Annotated in this window: 15 protein-coding genes; 9 read left to right on the top strand and 6 right to left on the bottom strand. The window is 71.2% G+C overall.

All coding sequences use genetic code 11. From position 1 onward, the window contains the following. Positions 1-69: 69 nt before the first annotated feature. Positions 70-1,374 carry an ABC transporter substrate-binding protein gene (locus tag ACT3UL_RS06375; RefSeq protein ID WP_193116970.1) on the bottom strand — a complete coding sequence of 435 codons (1,305 nt, stop codon included), beginning with the start codon at positions 1,372-1,374 and terminating at the stop codon, positions 70-72. A 677-nt stretch (positions 1,375-2,051) separates the two neighbouring features. On the opposite strand from ACT3UL_RS06375, the gene ACT3UL_RS06370 reads away from it, so the two are divergent. From ACT3UL_RS06370 to ACT3UL_RS06350, 5 genes are all read left to right on the top strand, one after another. Continuing rightward, the gene (locus ACT3UL_RS06370; protein ID WP_444577286.1) at positions 2,052-3,374 is read left to right on the top strand and encodes an ABC transporter substrate-binding protein; all 1,323 of its coding nucleotides are present in this window, start codon (positions 2,052-2,054) and stop codon (positions 3,372-3,374) included. A 248-nt stretch (positions 3,375-3,622) separates the two neighbouring features. Further along, a complete protein-coding gene (locus ACT3UL_RS06365) occupies positions 3,623-5,323 on the top strand; it encodes a DUF222 domain-containing protein (protein WP_444577285.1) in 1,701 nt (566 codons plus the stop codon). Between the two features lie 120 nt (positions 5,324-5,443). Beyond that, on the top strand, positions 5,444-6,385 hold the full coding sequence (locus tag ACT3UL_RS06360; RefSeq protein WP_444577284.1) for a VTT domain-containing protein: 942 nt from the start codon (positions 5,444-5,446) through the stop codon (positions 6,383-6,385). Positions 6,386-6,473: 88 nt separating this feature from the next. Next, on the top strand, positions 6,474-7,487 hold the full coding sequence (locus tag ACT3UL_RS06355; RefSeq protein ID WP_444577283.1) for an NAD-dependent protein deacetylase: 1,014 nt from the start codon (positions 6,474-6,476) through the stop codon (positions 7,485-7,487). Between the two features lie 198 nt (positions 7,488-7,685). Beyond that, a complete protein-coding gene (locus ACT3UL_RS06350) occupies positions 7,686-8,216 on the top strand; it encodes a hypothetical protein (protein ID WP_444577282.1) in 531 nt (176 codons plus the stop codon). A gap of 543 nt (positions 8,217-8,759) precedes the next feature. Here the strand turns inward: ACT3UL_RS06350 and ACT3UL_RS06345 are convergent. Then, a complete protein-coding gene (locus tag ACT3UL_RS06345) occupies positions 8,760-9,707 on the bottom strand; it encodes a hypothetical protein (RefSeq protein ID WP_444577281.1) in 948 nt (315 codons plus the stop codon). Between the two features lie 160 nt (positions 9,708-9,867). Between ACT3UL_RS06345 and ACT3UL_RS06340 the strand changes: the two genes are divergently transcribed. From ACT3UL_RS06340 to ACT3UL_RS06325, 4 genes are all read left to right on the top strand, one after another. Continuing rightward, positions 9,868-10,638, top strand: coding sequence for a LamB/YcsF family protein (locus ACT3UL_RS06340; RefSeq protein WP_444577280.1), 771 nt, complete (start codon positions 9,868-9,870; stop codon positions 10,636-10,638). Beyond that, positions 10,635-12,632, top strand: a complete 1,998-nt coding sequence (locus ACT3UL_RS06335; protein ID WP_444577279.1) for a carboxyltransferase domain-containing protein — start codon at positions 10,635-10,637, stop codon at positions 12,630-12,632. The genes ACT3UL_RS06340 and ACT3UL_RS06335 overlap by 4 nt, the downstream gene beginning before the upstream one ends. 46 nt (positions 12,633-12,678) lie before the next feature. Then, on the top strand, positions 12,679-13,170 hold the full coding sequence (locus tag ACT3UL_RS06330; RefSeq protein WP_444577278.1) for an NUDIX domain-containing protein: 492 nt from the start codon (positions 12,679-12,681) through the stop codon (positions 13,168-13,170). A gap of 122 nt (positions 13,171-13,292) precedes the next feature. Next, positions 13,293-14,810 carry an MFS transporter gene (locus ACT3UL_RS06325; protein ID WP_444577277.1) on the top strand — a complete coding sequence of 506 codons (1,518 nt, stop codon included), beginning with the start codon at positions 13,293-13,295 and terminating at the stop codon, positions 14,808-14,810. 219 nt (positions 14,811-15,029) lie between these two features. On the opposite strand, the gene ACT3UL_RS06320 is transcribed toward ACT3UL_RS06325, so the two are convergent. The 4 genes from ACT3UL_RS06320 to ACT3UL_RS06305 form a co-directional block, all read right to left on the bottom strand. Next, positions 15,030-15,500 carry a ribose-5-phosphate isomerase gene (locus ACT3UL_RS06320; protein WP_444577276.1) on the bottom strand — a complete coding sequence of 157 codons (471 nt, stop codon included), beginning with the start codon at positions 15,498-15,500 and terminating at the stop codon, positions 15,030-15,032. A 71-nt stretch (positions 15,501-15,571) separates the two neighbouring features. Further along, a complete protein-coding gene (locus tag ACT3UL_RS06315) occupies positions 15,572-17,284 on the bottom strand; it encodes a dihydroxyacetone kinase family protein (protein ID WP_444577275.1) in 1,713 nt (570 codons plus the stop codon). Between the two features lie 43 nt (positions 17,285-17,327). Continuing rightward, positions 17,328-18,704: an RbtT/DalT/CsbX family MFS transporter gene (locus ACT3UL_RS06310; RefSeq protein WP_193116960.1), complete on the bottom strand. Its 1,377-nt coding sequence runs from the start codon at positions 18,702-18,704 to the stop codon at positions 17,328-17,330. 211 nt (positions 18,705-18,915) lie between these two features. Then, the gene (locus ACT3UL_RS06305; protein ID WP_193116959.1) at positions 18,916-19,935 is read right to left on the bottom strand and encodes a D-ribose ABC transporter substrate-binding protein; all 1,020 of its coding nucleotides are present in this window, start codon (positions 19,933-19,935) and stop codon (positions 18,916-18,918) included. Positions 19,936-19,943: the final 8 nt, after the last annotated feature.

Genomic DNA, 19,943 nt, shown 5'->3' with positions numbered 1-19,943 from the left:
CCTGCCGGGAGAGGACTGCTCCCCTCCCGGCAGGGCGCTGCGGCACGGGTTGTCCCAGCGTCGGTCGACTCAGCCAAGCGCGGAGGTGAGGTCGTCGAGCACACGCTGGGCGGCCTCCTCGGGCGTGAGCTTGCCGAAGAGCATGTCCTCGCCGGCGCGGGTGAGGATGTCCTCGAACTGGCCGCCGCCCTGCGGGGTGATCTCCGGGGCGTCGCCGAGCTCGCTCTCGATGGACTCGAGGAAGTCCACGGCCTTCTTGTTGGCCTCGTCGAGGTCCGGGACGATCGCCTCGCGCACCGACATGTTGCCGGGCACGCCGCGCTCGACCGAGAGGATCTTGCCGGCGTCCGGGGAGTTCACGAGGAAGTCCACGAACGCGACCGCGGCTTCGGGATCCGACGCCTTCGCCGAGACGGCCCAGTACATGGACGCCTTGTACCAGAGCTCGGCGTCGGCCGCGGAGCCCGTCATCGACGGCGGCCGCAGCACGGTGACGCCCTCGGGGACGAGCCCGTCATGGGCGACGACCTGGTTCGACCAGGCCACGGTCATCGCGGTCTTCCCGGTGGCGAACAGGGACTGGTCCAGCGCCTGCGCCCCGTCCTCGACCGCGACGCTCGCTCCGGGGCCGGCCCCGGAATCCTGGATCTTCTTGCCCCACTCGAACCACTTCGTCGCGGTGTCGACGTCGAATCCTGCGGCGCCGTCCTTGTACTGATCCTGGCCGGCCTGGCGCACGAACACCTGGAACAGGCCCTGCACGGTGCCCATCTGGGTCATGCCGTAGGTGCCCTTGTCGGTGTTCTCGGAGATCTTCACCGCGGTGTCGATCAGGTCGTCCCAGGTCCAGGTGGTGTCGTCGGGGATATCGACCCCGGCCTCCTCGAAGACCATGGGGTTGATGAGGAACGCGAAGGCGTTCAGACCGGCGTTGATCGCGGCGAGGCCGACGTCCGGCAGCTCGCCCACCTCGACCGATCCCGGCACGAAGTCGTCCGTCTTCAGGCCCGCCCCCGCGAGGTCGAGCAGCGCACCGCGGTCTCCGTACTCGGCCAGGTACTTCTCGTCCATCTGGACCACGTCGGGGAAGTCGCCGCCGGCGGTCTGGGTGGCGAGCTTGTCCCAGTAGCCGCTCCACTCGCCCGGCTCGAGGTTGATGGTGACGGCGTCGTCGACCTCCTTGTAGGCCTCGACCACCTTCTTCGTGTTCTCGTCCCGGGTGGGGTTGCCCCACCAGGCGAGGCGGAGCGTCGAGGCGCCGCCTTCTCCGCCGCCTCCCCCGGAGCCGCCGGAGGCGTTGGGGCCGCAGGCCGCGAGACCCGCGAGGCCGGGGACGGCGAGGCCGAGGGCAAGTGCTGAACGTCGAGTGAACATGAGATCTCCTGTGATCTTCGACTGCGCATCCAGAGCGCCGTAGCGAGGTCCTCGGGTCGACCACCATGGTCGGCCCGGATCGGGGGCGATGCTCGGGCGGGCCCGTCGGTCCGGGACCCGGACCGCTGGAATCCTGCCCGCTGCGACCCGGCACGCACGACGGCGCGCGCCAGGGCACTGCGGCGGTGAAAGGTTTCATTCCTTTCTCCTGGCCACCCGCTCTCCGCCGTCCCGCTCAGGGGGCGGCGGCCGCCAGGCGACTCACCTCAGGAAAGCGCTTGACGACCCGTCTTGTCAACCCGTCGGCGTTACGGCTGAGTCACGGCCCGCTCGCGACCCTCTCGCTGCCGCCCCGTGGACCGGTCGCCATCCTGGCGCAAAATCTACAACGTTGCATGTCGTCGCCGGCGGACTCGCTCGGGACTCATCCGGCGGCCCGCTCGAGGACTCGTCCTGCGACTCTTCCGGTGACTCGCCCGGCGACCCGCCCGGGAACCACGATGCCGGCCCAGCGCCACCGTCGACGCCCTCCGTGCCGCCTGCGGTGCGGAATCCCTTGTCCGCTCCACGAACGGCCGGTTACTGTGACCGCACTGCTTGCCCTGAAACGACTCAGCGCGTCGAGGTCCCCCATGGACGTGGGCCCGACCGCCGGAGCCCTGCCGGAAGGATCGACGATGATCACCCGCCGACGCACCCTCGGACTGCTCGCCGCCGGAACCCTGCCCGTCCTCGCCGCCTGCGGCCCCAACGCCGCCGGCGGCTCAGGAGGCTCCGGCGGATCGGGCGGGGACGGCAGCGCCGTCCGGATCTACTGGTGGGGAGGCGACCTGCGCAACGGGCTCACCCGCGACGCGCTGGACCTGTTCACGCAGGCCCACGCCGAGATCTCCGTCAGCCCTGAGTACAGCGAGTGGACGGGGTACTGGGACAAGCTCGCCACCCAGTTCGCCGGCGGCGACGCCCCGGACGTGCTGCAGATGGACGAGGCCTACATCGACTCCTACGGCACCCGGAACTCGCTGCTCGACCTCGAGACCGTCTCCGATCTGCTGGACCTCAGTGCGATGGACGAGGCCGTGCTGGACACCGGGCGTCTGGCCGACGGCACGCTCGTCGGCGCACCGCTGGGCGTCGGGATCTTCTCCGTCGGCGTGAACCCGGAGATCCTCGAGCAGGCCGGCCTCGACATGCCGGACGACACCTCGTGGACCTGGGACGACTTCGCCGAGATCACCGGCGCAGTGAGCGACTGGGCGAAAGAGGCCGACGAGGACATCATCGGCTTCGACTTCTTCGGCACCAGCGCTGCCGAGCTCGGCGCCTGGGCCCGCCAGAGCGGCGAGCAGCTGTTCCCCCGCGAGGACGAGACGCTGGTCAGCAAGGACACCATCGTCGCCTACCTCGAGTACGCCCTGGCTCTCGTCGAGTCCGGAGCTGTCGTCGGCCCCTCGGAGCAGATCGAGGACTTCGCCGCCGGCGTGGAGCAGGGCCGGTTCGGGACCAGCCGTGCCGCTTTCCATCTCCAGTTCCACACCCAGGTGCAGACCTTCCAGAAGTCCACCGGAGCGCCCCTGCAGCTGCTGCGCCTGCCCGCCCGGACCAGCGGTGATCCGCAGATGGTCAACAAGGCCTCGATGTACTGGTCGATCGCCGCGGGCTCGAAGGCCGTGGACTCCGCCGCCACGCTCGTGAACTTCCTCCTGCGTGATCCGGAGGCCGCGAAGATCCTCAAGATCGAACGCGGCGTGACCTCGTTCCCCGAGCTGCAGGACGAGATCGCGACCGTGCTCGATGACGACGAGATGGTCTCGCTCGACTTCGCCCGCGACATGCAGGCCGAGGTGGTGCGGCCGCCGCTGGTCACCCCCGCTTCCGGCGTCGGATTCGGCGACGAGCTCTCCCGGCTCGGCGAGGAGTCCCTGTTCGGGAACCGGCCCCCGGCCGATGTCGCCGGCGAGATCCTGAGCGTCCTGGAGGGTATGCAGCCCGAGGGTTGAGCACACGTGCCCCGCGCTTCGACGGAGGTCGTGACATGAGTGCGGTCGGGACGTGAGTCGTGCCGTCACGTGGGTGCGGCGACCGCGCCGTGAGTCGTGCCGCCACGCTGGTGCGACCGCGCCGTGACCGAGGTGCAGGCCTGCTGCCGGGCTCGGCCCCATGCCGACCTTTCCTCCACAGCGGGTGGTTATCCACCATCGTGACTCGCCGGTTCCCTCGGCCGTGGGTCCCGCGAATCATGGTGGGCATGAACGATTTCGCGGAGAACACCGAGGCAGCGGAGGGCGATCCCGCCCAGCAGCTGCTCGATGCGCTTCGCGCGGAGGGGCCGACGGCGCTCGCCGAGCTCCTGGGTGACCAAGGATTCCTCCTGGTCGAGCTGGCCACCGAGCCCGGTGGCCTCTTCTCGCCGGCGCCCGGCTCCTCGGGACAGTACTCCGCCGTGATCCGACGCCTGCAGGAGCAGCGCTCCGCGATGGACGCCCTGGAGACGCGGTGCATGGTCGCCCTGGCGGATGCGCTGCGGGACGAGGACCGTGCCGCCGCGCAGGCCGATGCCGCGTACGAGCCGGAGGCCGTCGAGCCGGAGGAGGACACGGACCGGCGTGCGGACCGCGCTGCAGCGCGCGACGTCTCGATGAGCACCCGTCGCTCCCCGGACCTGGCCAGCAGGACGCTCGCCTCCGCGCGACGCCTCGTGGAGTCGATGCCGACGATGCTTCGAGCCCTGGCCACGGGCCGGCTCAGCGAGAGCGCCGTCCGGGCCATGGCCGCCTCGGTCGCGCCGCTGGCACCTGCCCAGCGCGAACAGGTCGATGCCCTGCTCGGGACCCGCCTCGCCGCACTCGACGGGTGCGGAACCGAGGAGTGGAAGGGTGCGGTGGCTGCAGCGATCGCAGCGTCCGATGCAGAGGGCGAGAGCCGTCGGCACGAGCATGCCCGGGGAACTCGCAGCGTGACCGTGCGCCGTGGCGAGCACGGGATGGCGGTGGTCTCGGCGCGCCTGCCCGCCCTGGACGCGATGAAGATCCGCAAGCGCCTCTCCCTGGAGGCCGAGCGGCTCCGGGCGAGCGGCGACCGGCGCGGCCATCAGCAGATCCAGGCGGATTCGTTCATCGCGTCCCTCCTCGGCGCAGAGGACGGCATGGACCGCACCGACCTCGATATCGGCGTGATCATCACGGACCGGGCGCTGCTGCATCCGGGACAGGGCGAGCTCGCCCACGTCGAGGGCTACGGCCCCGTGCCCGTCGAAGCACTGCGTCACGAGCTCTCCGGGCCCTTGCGCGAGCTCGCTCAGGATCGTTCGCCGGCCGTCCCGACCGGCGGCCCGGGAACGCAGAATGCTGCCGCGGGACCCACCGACCTCGACCCTGTAGCGGTGGAGACCCGCGGGCTGGACGACGCGCTCGGGGCCGACGCCCCCGCGGTCAGGCTCGCCCTCCGCAGGCTCTACACGCATCCCACCACCGGTGAGCTCGTCGCGGTCGACTCCGTGGCGCGTGAGTTCCCCCGCGCGTTGGCCAGATTCATCCGCTGGCGCGACGTGACGTGCCGGGGCCCGTTCTGCAACGCCCCGATCCGGCACAGCGACCACATCCGGCCCTACGCGGCCGGCGGCCACACCTGCTTGGACAACGGGCAGGGGCTCTGCGCCTTCTGCAACGACAAGGAACAGCAGACCACCTCCGTCGAGCTCTCCACCGAGAGCCCCGGCCATCAGGTGACCTGGACCAGCCGGGGAGGCACCGTGAGGACTACCGGGCCCACAGCCCTCACGGGGCCTCGGATCGAGCCACCACCTGAGCTCACGAGTTCATCGGACACACCACCTCCGCGGGGTGAGCAGGCTCAGCGTGCCGTCGAGGGGAACCTCGGCGAGGGAGGCGGGCCCCGCAGCACCGACGGCACCGACGGCACCGACGGCACCGTCGACCGTCCCGACTGATCTCGCGCTGTCCAGCTGCCCGCGCAGCACCCACCTCATGCGACCCATCGCCATGCACTGTTCACCATCCCGCCATTCCTGGCGGTTAGCGTCGCGCTCATCCGGCGGAAGGAGGCGGCCGTGGACATCACCGCGTGGGCCATCGGCCTCATGGAGCTCCTCGGCGGGCCGGGCACGGCACTGGTCATCGCCGCCGAGGCCATCTTCCCGCCGATCCCCGGGGAGATCCTGCTGCCCTTCGCCGGAGTCGCCGCGGCGTCGGACGGACAGAACGTGCTGGTCCCGCTGACGTGGACGACCGCCGGGTCGGTGATCGGTGGCCTCGGGGTGTATGCCGTCGGCCGAGGACTCGGACTTCGCCGCACCAGGGCGGTCATCGCCCGCCTCCCGCTGCTGGAGCAGGGCGACGTCGACGCGGCTCTGCGATTCTTCGACCGCTGGGGATTCCCTGCCGTCGTGATCGCCCGCTTCGTGCCGATGGTGCGCACCTTCATCTCGATCCCAGCGGGCATCGAGAGGATGCACGTCGGCCTGTTCGCCCTGGCCACAGGGCTCGGGTCGGGAATCTGGAATGCAGTCTTCGTGACCGCCGGCTATGTCTTCGGCCAGGCCGGCGGGGACGCCCTCGAGAGCTTCGTGCGCCTCTACTCCGTGGCCGTCGCCGGGTTGGGCCTGCTCGCCGCGATCGGCTTCTGCGTCCGTCGCCTCCGGGACCGACGTCGGGCCCGGCGCAGCCCCCGGCGCGTCCCGCCGCAGGGCAACCAGCAGGGCTCTCAGCACCGCAACCAACACAGCGACCAGCACGGCAGCAACCAGCACGACGATGAGCGCGGCACGGAGCCGGGCCGAGAGCACGACGCTTGGCCGGACGGCGAGCACGACGCCAAGCCGGACGGGGAGCACGACGACGGGCCGGACGGCGCGCACGGCCCAGCGCAACCGGACACCACGGATCAACCACGTGACCCGGAGCCGCCGGATCGCACGGGGCGACCCGTTCGCAACGAGCCGAGCGCGGCGCCCGACCCGGATCCCCATCCAGCACCTACGCTCGAGGGATGAACAGCGAATCGGCTGCCGGTGAGCCGGCGGCCCGGCGAGAGACGCCGACCCGGCGAGGAACGCCCACCCGGCGAGAAACGTCGGCCCGGTGAACGACGTCGGCCCGGCTGCCGACACCGGTCCAGGGGCGGGCATCGGCCCGGCGGCGGACGTCGGGCGCTGGTTCTCGACCGCAGCCCCTGCCGCCGGATCCACCGGCCGGCGTGGCGCCCCGCGCCTGCCCGCCTGGGGCCCGATGGAGAGCAGCGACTACGGCCTGCAGAGCCCGCCCTCCGAGCTCGACGCCGCTCGAGATCTGCTGCGCGGACGCCCGGTCGCGGTGCTGACGGGGGCGGGGATGTCCACCGGTTCCGGCCTACCCGACTACCGGGGCCGCGACGCCGTGCCCCGCTCCCCCATGACGTACCAGGAGTTCGTGGGCCATGACCTGGCCAGACGCCGCTACTGGGCGCGCTCCACCGTCGGCTGGGAGCAGTTCAACCGTGCCCGCCCCGGCCACGCCCATCAGCTGCTCGCGAGCCTCGGCCGCACCCTGTTCACCACCACCGCGGTGATCACCCAGAACGTCGACGGGCTGCACCAGGCCGCCGGTTCCGCCCCGGTCCTCGACCTGCACGGACGCTTGGACCGAGTGCGCTGCCAGAGCTGCGACACCCTCTCCTCCCGCGCGGCGCTGCACGCGCGGATGCTCTCGATGAATCCCGAGCTCGCGGCGCGGCTGCCCGATCTCGCGGCCGACGCCGCCCAGGCTCCCGACGGGGACGCCGAAGTGGATCGCACCAGCTCGTTCCGCTATCCGCCGTGCCCGCTGTGCGGAGGGATCCTCAAGCCCGACGTCGTGTTCTTCGGGGAATCCGCCCGGCGCGAGGTCGTCGCCTCGGCCTTCGCCGCGCTCGAGGAGGCCGAAGTGCTGCTGGTACTCGGGTCGAGCCTGACCGTGCAGTCGGGGCTGCGGTTCGTGCGCGCCGCCGGCCGCCAGCACAAGCCCGTGGTGATCCTCAACGACGGGCCCACCCGCGCCGACCCCGACGCCACGATGCGCCTGCACGGGCGCCTGGAGGATGTGCTGGAAGCCTGGGTAACCGCCGTGGTCCGAGACTGAACCACCAGGTTAATCCATGACGCACGCCGAAGGCCAAGGCTGCGTCCGGCAGCCTCGTCTCCGCAGTGGCCGAGCATCGCTTGCCAGCACCGACTTGACGACCCCTCTCCGCTAATGTCAAAGTGATTTATGACATGGCCATTCCGTGACGCGGGGTGCACCCTGCAATAGAAACGTCAATGCGCAAAGGGGACCGCAATGAAGCGCCGACAGTTGTTCACCGGAGTTGGAAGCGCAACGCTCTTAACCGTGCTCGGCACTCCCGCAATTGCTCACGCCGAGAAGCCCACTGAAGCGCCAACCGTGGACGGCGTCGATCGCACCGAGGTCCCAGTCTTCGCTGGCGGAACCAAGCACGGCGTCGTCGAGACCACAGAAACGCTCCCCGGGCACGGCTCGTTCAGTGCACGCCTGGACTGCGACACGGGCGACCTGACCATCTCGAATCCTGACGGCTCTGTCACTACGAAGAACGTCAACGACGTCGCGGATGAGCTCCAGAACATTCTCAACCGTGCGAGCGACGAAGACCGCTCTGCCCTATCTGGCCCCCAGGCTTACGGGGTAAGCGCGTCAGATGTCTGCCCGTACCTCACGACCGTGATCGGTTATGGCCATGCTGCCACATGGGCTTACGCACTTACTCTCATCGCTGTGAACCCGGCCATTGCGATTCTCGTCGGCCTCGGCGAAGCGGTGTTCTGGACCTGGGTTTCCACGCACTGCTGAGCCATGACACCGGCCATCTTCGTGACATTCCTCGTCGTATTCAGTGGATCACTGACGGGCCTCGCCCTCGGTAGGCGAGCTCGACGGCGCAGATCACACAGGAACGATGAAAATCAACAGTGATCTCGATATATGCCGCCCAGTGGCCTCTCCCGAGGCCCGTTACCACGAGACGGCGCATCCGATCATCGATCAGAAGTAGATCCTCGTAGATCCTCCGAGCCGGCTAATCCACTCGTACGCGGGTCGACGTAGGAGATGGGTCGTCGTCGTATCGGCGTCGGCCTCATGCCTCGGGCGGGGCCGTCTCCCAGGCTGCCTAGCCGCCCGCGAGGTGCCGCAGATGCCCTTCCCGACCGCTCCAGGCCGGGCGGAGATGCTCGAGCGCCTGCACGGCCGGCTCGAGGACGTCCTCGAGCGCTGGGACGCGCGGTCCTGACCGGACCCGCACGGACTGTCCGTGCGGGTTCCACCGAGCTGGTTCCACTGCGCGGGTTTCACCGTGCGAGATGTCCCCGCCGGCCTGGACTGTTCCAGCGGGGCTCAGCCCGCGGCACCCACCAGCACGGTGGCCAGCGCGTGCAGCTCCGCGGAGTCGACGCTGCGGAACTCCAGCAGCGGATCGTCTGCCCCCGGATCGAGGGCCTCCATGACGAGCACCTCGTCGCCGGTCGCGTACACGCTCGCCTGACGCACCCCGCCATCGGCCGTGGTGACGATCGTGAACACGGTCAGCGCGCGCGTGGCGGCGAGTCGCGGCGCGAGCGGGCTCGCCGGGAGCTCGGAGGCACGCACCTGCATCGGCTCCCCGCCGCCGGCGGCGACTCCGGCCGGGTCCACGACAGCCAGCAGTCGGGCGTTGACCTGCGGGGCGCGGAGCGGTGTGAAGCGATGGATGCCCAGCGCAGTGACCTCCTCCTCGAGCACCCCTCCCTCGTGCACGTAGTAGTGGAGGCGCTGCACCTGGGGACCCTGCGGGCTCTGCACGGTGCGCTCGGCGGTGGTGAACAGGGTCGCGGTGCGGCGCAGCACCAGGCAGCCGGCGAGCATCGGATCCGCCGTCCACTGCTGTCGGCCGGTGCTCGGGTCGATTCCCGCACTCACCTGACCCGCGGCGATCAGCGCCCGCAGCCCGACCCCGGCAGCGAACCGGGGCTGATCAGCATGCTCGTCGAGCCACGGGGTTGCCGTGAACTGGCGCCTCGCGTAGCCGTCCAGCGCCGCGAGCTGTTCGTCGGTGAGGGCGATCAGCATCTCCGGGTCACCCTCTGCTGCCTGGGCCAGCACGTCCTCGGCGGCGGAGACGTCCGCCGCGGAATAGGCGACGGGGGCCTCCGGGTCGCTCGAACCGAGGCCCGCCGGGAGGTCCGGGAGGGCCCCGGGCGCCGACGGGTCGGAGTGCCCCGAGGCGTCGTTGGACCCCGCGGGGTCGGATGCGCCCGACGGGCCTGCTCGGGAGGGTTCGGGCCGGTCGGCGGGGGTCTGGCTCATGCCTCGACACTATCGGCCGTGTGCACCTGGCTGTCGCCGGTCGACCGGCCGGACGCCCCGGCGGCCTGGCGTCGGCTGTCGCCTCACAGCCGGAGGGCCGACAATGGAGGAGCCGACAAGGGAAGCGCACCGCGGCCCCGCAGGAAGGAGACGATCACCGATGATCGCTGACCCCGTGCTGCTCGATCTCAACGCCGATCTCGGGGAGGGCTTCGGCGACTGGTCGATGGGGGACGACGCGGCCATGCTCGACGTCGTGACCACGGCGAACATCGCCTGCGGCGGGCATGCCGGCGATCCCGGCACGATGCGTTCGGCCCTGCGCGGCGCGTCTGCCCGGGGCGTCGCGGTCACGGCGCACGTCGCCTATCCGGACCTGCAGGGCTTCGGCCGACGCTTCCTCGACATCCCCCCGACCGAGCTCACCGATCTCGTGATCGTGCAGGTGGGAGGCTTGCAGGCCATGGCGCGGGCCGAGGGGACCACGGTGCGGGGCGTGAAGCCGCACGGGGCGCTGTACAACGCGCTGGCCCACCACGAGGAGCAGGCCGCAGCCGTGGTGCAGGCCCTGCGCGAGCTCGGCGGGGGTCTGGCGCTGCTCGCCGCTCCCGGGGCGGCGGTCCTCGCGCCGGCGCGCACAGCCGGGATCGAGGTGGTGCTCGAGGGTTTCGCCGACCGGGCGTACCTCCCCGACGGGACGCTCATGCCACGCAGCCGGCCGGGCTCCGTGCTCACCGACGCCGCCTCCGTCGTCGATCAGGCGATGGCGATCGCGACCGAACATCGCGTACGCGCTGACGACGGGACCTGGGTCGATCTTCCGGTCCGCTCCCTGTGCCTGCATGGGGACACCCCCGGCGCGGTGGAGCTCGCCCGCGCTGTCCGCAACGGGCTGGCGGGGGCCGGCGTGCAGCTCGAGGCGGCTCTGTGACCAGCAGCCCTGAGAGTTCCGTCGCTCCTGAGCTGCTGGGCCCACCGTCGGCAGTGCACCGGGCCGGGGAGGTCTCGGTGCTGGCCGAGTACCCCGACACGCGTGCCGTGCTCGCCGCAGCCGCCGCTCTGCGAGCCCTCGCGCCTCCGCACCTGGTGGACCTCGTCCCCGCAGAGCGCACGCTGCTGCTGGTCGGCGCCGCGCCGCGCGATCGCCACGAGCTCACCGACCTGCTGAGCGCCCTCCCCGCAGCGACCGAGGAACAGGCCGCCGGCGCGGAGCACACCCTCGCCGTGGTCTACGACGGGGCGGACCTCGCCGAGGTGGCCGGCCTGCTCTCGATGAGCACCGACGCCCTGATCACCGCGCATACCGGGGCGCTGTGGACCGTGGCCTTCGGTGGATTCGCCCCGGGGTTCCCCTATCTGGTCGCTGAGGGGGCGGGCGCGGATGGGGCGGGCGCTGACGGGACCGGTGTCGACGGGTCACGTGCAGACAGGCAGAGCGCCGCCGGCCCTCCCTGGGAGGTTCCGCGCCGCGGAGAGCCGCGCACCACCGTTCCCGCGGGGGCCGTCGGCCTGGCGTCCCGGTACTGCGGCATCTACCCGCGGCCGTCCCCGGGCGGATGGCAGCTGATCGGGCGCACCGACGCCGAGCTGTTCGACCCGGACCGCACGTCGCCGGCGCTGCTCGTTCCCGGATCACGGGTGCGCTTCAGCCCCCGGCGACCGTCCGCACGGATCGGCACCCGGTCACCCACGACCTCCACGACCTCCACGACCTCCACGACGACCATGGCTTCTGCTCTCGCCCGAGCACGGTCAGGGGTGGCGGTGGCACCTCGCCGGCTGGGCCGCCGGCGAGGGGACGGAGCGACGCTCCCGCCGGTCGGCGACCCGACGCTCGAGGTCCTCTCCCCGGGGCCGCAGCTGCTGCTGCAGGATGCCGGACGCCCTGGCCACGGGGCGATCGGGGTGAGTCTCTCCGGTGCGTTCGACCGCGGCGCGCTGGCTCGGGCCGACGCCGCGGTCGGCAACCCGACCCAGATGGCCGCACTGGAGGCGCTGCTGGGACCGGTGCGATTGCGCGCGCTCGCGCCCACGGTCATCGCGGTCGCCGGCGGAGCGGGAGAGGTCACCGTGCACCGCGCGGACCCCGAGGGCCCGGAGCTCGAGCCCGACGCCGGCCAGGGACAGATTCGTGCGATCGGCCTGGATCCCGGTGACGTCCTGACGCTGGGCGCTCCGTGGCAGGGCCTGCGACGCCTGATCGCGGTGCGCGGAGGGATAGCCGGTGTGCGCCGGGCGCCGGACGAGGTGGTGCGCCCTGCCGGGGCGGAAGACGGCGAACCTCCGGCCTCGGACGTCCCGTTCCTCAGCTCTCTCTCCCGCGACACCCTCTCCGGTCTCGGTCCTGCGCCGCTGCGCGCCGGTGACGTGCTCCTCGTCGGCCCCGAGCAGGGGCTCGATGCGGTGCCGGACGCTGTGCCGGAGGCGATTCCTGGGGCTGTGCCACGAACAGACCGGGACGATCCGGCCGACGATACCTCGGTCGACGGTCAGGCAGACGGACGTGCCGACGGAGAGGCACACCGAGATGCAGACGGACACGCGGAGCGCTCCCCCGCCCGTCGCCGTCTCGAGATCCCGATGCACGCGGGGCCTCGCGATGCCCTCCTCGGCCGGGCCGTGCTCGACGCCCTGATCCGTGCGGAGTGGACGGTGCGTTCGGACTCGGACCGGGTGGGCGTGCGGATGGACGGTTCACCCCTGCCGGTTCCCGACGGATCAGGGTCACTGCCCAGCGAGGCGATGGTGCCCGGCGCGATCCAGGTCCCCCCGTCGGGCCTGCCCGTCGTGTTCGGCCCGGACCATCCCACGACCGGCGGGTATCCGGTGGTCGCGGTCGTGACCCGCACCGGTCTGAACCGCCTCGCCCAGGCGGCGCCCGGCACCGCGGTGCGCTTCATACCGGCGGCAGGATCCGCCCGCTGACGGACTGCCCCTGCCCCGGAGGCGCCGAGGGTGCCACGATGGGGTCATGCCCCGACTGCTCCCGGACCCCGCCTACTTCGCCTCCCTGCCCACGGTGATCAGCTCCGGCGCGGTGATCCTGCGCGACGAGGACGGCCGCTTCGTGGTCGAGAAGCCGAACTACCGCGACCACTGGCTGCTGCCCGGCGGGGGTGTCGACCCCGGCGAGGATCCCCGACGCTGCGCGCAGCGCGAGGTCGCCGAGGAGCTCGGCCTGGACGTCGAGGTGGGACGCGTGCTCGCGATCGACTGGATGCCCTCCAGCGCCGTGCGGAGCGCTCCGATGGGCGTGCATTTCGTGTTCGACGCCGGCATGATCCCGCGCGCCCAGCTCGAGGCGACCGTGGTCCCGCAGGTCGAGGAGCTCGACGACTGGGCCCTGATCGACGAGGCCGACGCGGACATCCTCTCTCCCTGGGGCGGCGCCCGTGCCCGCCGCGCGCTCGCCGTGCTGCGCGGCGACGTCCTGCCCGACCTGACCGCGCACGCCCACCGCTGACGTCCCGCTGGGAGCGCCCGCCTCCGGCGCAGGCGCGCGTTCCCGACCGGCTCGATCCCCCGTCGGGCGCGACCATGCGTCAAGATGTCCCCCGGACCTTCCAGCCGTTCCCGGAGATGACGATGAGCCCTGCCCCCGCTTCGCCCGACGGTGCCCTCGTGGACCCGGGCAGCACCCTGACCAGATCGCAGCGCCTGGACCGCCTGCCCTTCACCCGCAAGCACGGGAAGCTGCTGGGCGCCTCCGGCATCGGCTGGGCGCTGGACGCGATGGACGTCGGCCTGATCTCCTTCGTGATCGCCGCGCTCAGCGTCCACTGGGGGATCTCCAAGGGCGACGGTTCACTCATCGCCTCGGCGGGCTTCGCCGGGATGGCGATCGGCGCGAGCGTGGGCGGTCTGCTCGCCGACCGGATCGGCCGACGCAGCGTCTTCGCCCTCACGCTGCTGGTCTACGGCCTGGCCACGGGAGCCTCGGCGCTCGCGATGGGCGTCGGTGCGCTGATCGCGCTGCGCTTCGTGGTGGGGCTGGGCCTCGGCGCGGAGCTGCCGGTCGCCTCGACACTGATGAGCGAGTTCGCCCCGGCCCGTATCCGCGGTCGCGTGATCGTGTGGCTCGAGGCGTTCTGGGCGCTGGGCTGGATCCTCGCCGCCGTGATCGGCACCTTCGTGGCCGCCTCAGGGCCGACGGGATGGCGCTGGGCCCTCGCGGTGGGGCTCGTCCCCGCTGCATATTCGCTGGTGGTGCGATGGGGCATGCCCGAATCGGTGCGGTTCCTGGAGCGGAAGGGCCGCCACGACGAGGCCGAGACCGTGGTGCGCAGCTTCGAGGAATCGGCCGGGCTGGACACTGGGGCTGGTTCCGCCGACAGCGCGTCGGCGCACGCGGCCGGCGAGTCGGCGCCCGCGAACGGCGCGTCGGCGCCCACGGCCGGCACGCCGGAGGAGCCCGCTGCCGGCGCTCCCGAGGAGCTTGCTGCCGGCGCAGCCACCACAGTCAGTGCCGCAGCACCCTCCGCCGTGGGCGAGGTCCCGGCAGCGGACGCCGTGCGCACCGGTGGGATCTGGTCCTCGGCCCTGCGCGCGCGCACGGCCGGGCTGTGGGCGGTGTGGTTCTTCATCAACCTCGCCTACTACGGCGCCTTCATCTGGATCCCGACGCTGCTGGTGGAGCGCGGTTTCTCCCTCACCCAGTCGTTCACCTTCACGTTGATCATCACGCTCGCCCAGATCCCCGGCTATGCGATGGCCGCCTGGCTGATCGAGGTGCTCGGCAGGCGCTGGACGCTCACCGTCTTCCTCGCCGGCTCCGCCGTGGCCGCCACCTGCTACGGCCTGGCCGATTCCGAGGCGACGATCATCGCGGCCGGCTGCGCGCTGAGCTTCTTCAACCTCGGCGCCTGGGGCGCGCTGTACGCGATCGGCCCGGAGCTGTACCCGACGGCAGTGCGCGGCACGGGCACCGGTGCGGCGGCGGCCTTCGGCCGGATCGCCTCGATGCTCGCGCCGTTCCTGGTGCCGGTGCTGGTGGTCGCCGGCGGCCAGGTGCTGGCCTTCGTGGCCTTCGCGATCGCCTTCGCCCTCGCCGCGGCGGCCGCCTTCACCCTCCCCGAGCAGCGCGGACGTGCCCTCGCGGAGTAGCAGCGGCGCCCACGAGAATCAGTCACCGCGCGGCTCGTGCGGCCCACCCGTCACGCCCCACCCTCGCGCTCGCGCGTCTACGGCGTCCAGCTCACGGGTTGTGCTCCGAAATGTTCCCTCTGGTGGAACATTTCGGAGCACAGCACGGGGAAACAGGCCGGGTCGGGTCGGGCGGTCGGGGTCTGGGGTGTCCGGCGGAGCCGGGCGGTCCGACTCCGGTCAGGCCTGGTCGAGCGAGCCGTCGTAGGCGCAGATGGCGTCGACCTTCGCCGCGGAGGAGGACTCCGGGTCGAACTCGAGGTCCAGCCACACCTTGACCAGCTCCTTCGCGAGCTCGAGCCCGATCACCCGCTCGCCCATGCACAGCACCTGGGCGTTGTTCGAGAGCACCGAGCGCTGCACCGAGTACAGATCGTGCGCGGTCACGGCGCGGATACCGGAGACCTTGTTGGCCGCGATCGCGACACCGAGGCCCGTGCCGCAGACCAGCAGCGCTCGGTCCGCCACACCGGCGGCGATCTTCTCCGCGGCCTCGACGGCGACGTTCGGGTAGTACGTGCCGTCCTCACGACCGGTGACGCCGACATCGACGACCGAGTCGACGCGGGGGTCGCTCTCGAGAAGCTCCTTCAGCGCGCTCTTGTGGCCGTACCCGGCATTGTCGGATCCGGTGATGATCTTCCAGCCCATGACTGCTCCTTCGGGTGAGTGGTGGTGCTTGCGGTGGGGTCGGGACAGGAGTGGCTCGGCAGGTCAGCTGCTCAGCTGCTCAGCTGCTGCCCCAGGAGGGTCACGATCTTCGAGAAGGAGATCGCGCCCGGGTCCGGGGTGCCCACGGACTTGTCACCGTGGTTGCGGGCCCGGCCCATGGTGGCGGCGATGTCCGCCGTGGCCTCGGCGGCGGCGGTGGCCTTCTCGGCCGCCGCGACGACCGCGTCGGCCGCAGGACCTGCCGCATCCTTCGCGTCGGCGAGGGCTTCCCGGAAGGGCACTGCGGCGTCGACCATCGTCTTGTCGCCGGGCTTCGCACGGCCCAGCCGCTCGACGGCCTCGACGGCCTGCACGAGACCGGTGAGGAGCTGCTCGTCGCTCACGGCCTCCTCATCGGCGAAGGCGCTGCCGAGGCTGGTCAGGGCCGCGCCCCACAGCGCACCGGACGTGCCGCCGGCCTCGGCGGACCAGGACGCCCCGGCCTGCACGAGCACGGTGCGGGCCCCGGCGCCTGACTCGGTGACGCGCTGCGCGGTGGCCTGCGCGGCGCGGATGCCGAGCACCATGCCCTGGCCGTGGTCGCCATCGCCGGCGACCGCGTCCATACGGCCCAGCTCCGGCTCGAGCTCACCCAGCAGGGCCTCGACCTCGCCGAGGATCGCGGTGATCCGCGCGGCGCTGCCGCGGGACTCCTCGGAAGCCTCGGGGATCGGGTCCTCGCCAGGGGTGTACAGCTCCCCGCGCTCCTCCCCCAGGTCGCCGCCCACCGTGCCGCCGCGACGGAAGGCGGGGGTGTCGGCCGGGGCCAGCCAGTGCTGCTCGAGCTCCTCGTCCAGGCGCATCACGGTGAGCGAGAGCCCGGCCATGTCGAGGCTGGTCACGTGCTCGCCGACTTCCGGTCGCACGAGGGTGAGGCCGGCGTCGGCGAGGAGCGCCGAGGCATGCTTCCACACCACGAACATCTCCTCGTACTTCACGGTGCCCAGGCCGTTGAGGACCACGGCGACGCGGTCGGAGTCCAGCTCGGGGGTCTCCTTCAGCACGCCGTCCACGAGCACCTTCGCGAGCTCCGCGGCCGACGGCATGTCCACCTCGTCGATCCCGGGCTCGCCGTGGATGCCCAGGCCGATGGCCATCTTCCCCTCGGGGACGTGGAACAGCGCATCGTCGGCGCCGGGCAGCGTGCAGCCGTCGAACGCGACCCCGAGGGACCGCGTGGCGTCGTTCGCCTTCCAGGCCAGGCGCTCGGCCTCCTCGAGGTCCGCGCCGGCCTGGATCGCGGCGCCGGCGATCTTGAACACCGTGAGGTCGCCGGCGATGCCGCGGCGGTCGCGGTGGTCCCCCTTCGCCCCGGAGGCCACGTCATCGCTGACCGCGACGATGCGCACGTCGATGCCCTCAGCGCGCAGCTTCTCCGCGGCGACGCCGAAATGGAGCACGTCGCCCGCGTAATGGCCGAAACCGAGGATCACGCCCCCGCCGTTCTCGGCGTTCTTCGCCACCGAGTAGACCTGGTCGGAGGAGGGCGAGGAGAAGATGTTGCCGCAGGGGGCGCCGTGCGCGAAGCCCGGGCCCACCCAGCCGGCGAAGGCCGGGTAGTGCCCGGAGCCGCCGCCGACCACGAGCGCCGGCTGGCCCTTCACGGTGGCGTTCTTGCGCACCACACCACCGTGGACCTGCAGCAGCTCCTCGGGGTGGGCGGCCACGAGGCCCTCGACGGCGTCGGCGGGGAAGGACTTCGGATCATCGAAGAGGTAGGTCATCGGAGTCTCTTTCGGTCGGAGGCGGGGACGGACGGGGGCTGGATCAGGACGCCGCGGTGCTCGCGTCGGCCTCATCCTGCACCTGCTCGCCGTGCAGGCGGGGCTGGTGCACCTTGAAGAAGAAGGTCATCGTGAAGGCGCAGGCGTACAGCAGGATGAAGGCCCAGACCACGCCGACGTTCCCGGCGAGCGGACGCACGATCGCGACCACGGCGGAGCCGAGGAAGGTCGCGCCGCCCGCAGCCGTCGTGTACATCGCCATCGCGGCGCCGGTGTGCTTCGGGGCGATCGCGGGCATGATCGCGCCCAGCGGCACGAAGCCGGCGAGCAGGATGCCGAAGACGGTGCCCGCGGCGACGGAGACCACGAAGCCCCAGTCGGAGCCGGCCGGGACCATGTGCGGCACGTACCACCACAGCAGCAGGCCGATGGCGGAGCCGACGATGCCGAACCAGCGCACCGTCTTCGTCCAGCCCCACTTGTCGCCGAGCGTGCCGAAGGCGGCGTTGAACAGGATGTTCCCGGCGTAGACGATCGCGGTCATGACCAGCCACTGCGACTGGCTCCAGCCCAGGCCGCCGTCGTCGATCGACCCGGCGATGACGTTGGGCAGGATGATGAACATGCCGAACTCGGGGGCGGTGTTGATCAGGCGGGTCAGGAAGCCCATCGCGATGCGCTTGTTGGTGAAGGTCAGGCGCAGGCCGGAGAGGATCACGCCCGCGGAGGACTCGCCCTGGGGCGCCAGGCGCATGGAGCCGTGCTTCTCGCGCACCCCGAACCAGGCGATGAGGAAGCCGGCCACGACCACTGCCGTGGAGGCCGCCATCGCCCCGGTCTGCCCGGTGTGGCCGCCGCCGAAGCCGCCGATCAGGAAGACGGCGACGATCGAGCCCAGGGTGGGGAAGCCGCCGGTGAACATGACGTAGAACCAGCCGACGCCGGCGCCGTTGCGCTCCTTGTCGATCACGGCGTTGATCCATACCAGGAACGCGAAGGCGAACAGGGGGAACCCGAAGCCGCGCAGGAAGTAGGAGATCGCGATGAGGGGCACCGACTCGAGCTGGAGGGAGCCGAGGAAGGCGAGCTGGAACACGACCCACACGGCCACGCCCAGGGCCATCACGCGGCGCGGACCGATGAGGTCGGAGAGGGCGCCGGCGAGATAGGAGCCGATGAGCACTGCGAGGCTGTAGGCGGTGATGATCTTCGCCGCGAGGTCGATCTTGTCGTCGCCGCCGCCGAAGGCCTGCGCGATGTGCGGGGAGACGAAGTTCGACTCGATGCCGTTGCCGGTCATGAACACGAGCACGCCGAGGAAGCCCCAGCGCAGCACGTGGGGGATGCCGAGGCGGTCCAGGAAGGTCTCCCGACCGCCTGTTCCACCGATCGGACCGGCTGCCTGCGTCGCCGAACTCATACAGGACACTCCTTCGTGTGGGCGCGGCCGGATCCCCGACCTTCGAACGCGACCCCGGGCTCGGCGAAGCGGGCCGAGGATCGGCACGACCATAGGCCGAATCCAGAACATACGTCAAGCACAAATGTGCCACTGGGAACCGACGTGCATCATCGGTGGGTCGATGACGATCAGGCGCCGCACGCGCCTCGCGACGCGGCGGCGTCCGGGGTCACTCGGTGTACGTGAACGGCGCCGTCATCTTGTCCACGTTGTCCTCGGTGACGAGGATGCAGTCCAGCGCCTGCTTCTCGGTCTCCGGCTCGGTGCCGTTGCGCAGCAGGTCGTCGGCCATCTCGATGACCAGCTCCGCGAAGGTCGCGACCGGCTGCAGCACCGTATAGGCGAGCTCGCCGTTCTTGATCGCCTCGATGGCGTCGGGTGAGCCGTCGAAGCCGCCGACGATGATCCCCTCGAGCGCCCCGGCCTCCTTGAAGGCCGCGATCGCTCCCAGCGCCATCTCGTCGTTGCCCGAGATCAGGCCGGTGATATCGGGGTTGGCCTGGAGCAGCGACTGGGCCTTGTCATGCCCCTTGGTGCGGTCCCAGTCAGCGACCTCCTCGCCGACCTTCTCCAGATCCGGGTACTGGCTGATCGTGGTGGTGAAGCCGTTGGAACGGGTCTGGGCGTTGTTGTCCGAGGGCAGTCCGAACAGCTCGACGTACTGACCCTTCTCCCCCATCTGCTTCACCCACTCCTGGGCGCCGAGGGCGGCACCCTGGGCGTTGTTGGAGACCAGCTGCGCCTTGACGAGGCCGGCCTCGTTGATCTCCGCGTTGATGAGGAAGACGGGGATCTCGGCCTGGATGGCCTTCTTGATGGTGCCGATGGAGCCGTCGGCGTTCGCGGGGTCCATGATCAGGGCCACGGACTTGTTGGAGATCGCGGTGTCGACCAGGGTGTTCTCGGTGTTGGTGTCGCCCTTGTGGGCGCCGATGGTGGTCGTGTAGCCGAGCTCCTCGGCCTTCGCCGCGGCGACGTCGCCCTCGATCTTCCAGTACGGGTTCGAGGGGTCGTTGACGATGATCGTGATCAGACCGCCGTCCGTGCCCCCGCCGCCTCCATCGCTGCCGCCGTCGGACGACCCGCCGCCGGAGCCTCCTCCGGCGTCGTCAGAGCTTCCGGAGCACGCTGCGAGACCGGCCGCTGCGGCCCCGATGCCGAGTGCGGAGAGGAAATGCCTGCGTTCCATGATGTGTT

This window comes from Brachybacterium sp. 107, from assembly GCF_052379725.1.
GTDB lineage: Bacteria > Actinomycetota > Actinomycetes > Actinomycetales > Dermabacteraceae > Brachybacterium.
This window is presented reverse-complemented; position numbering and strand designations above follow the sequence as displayed.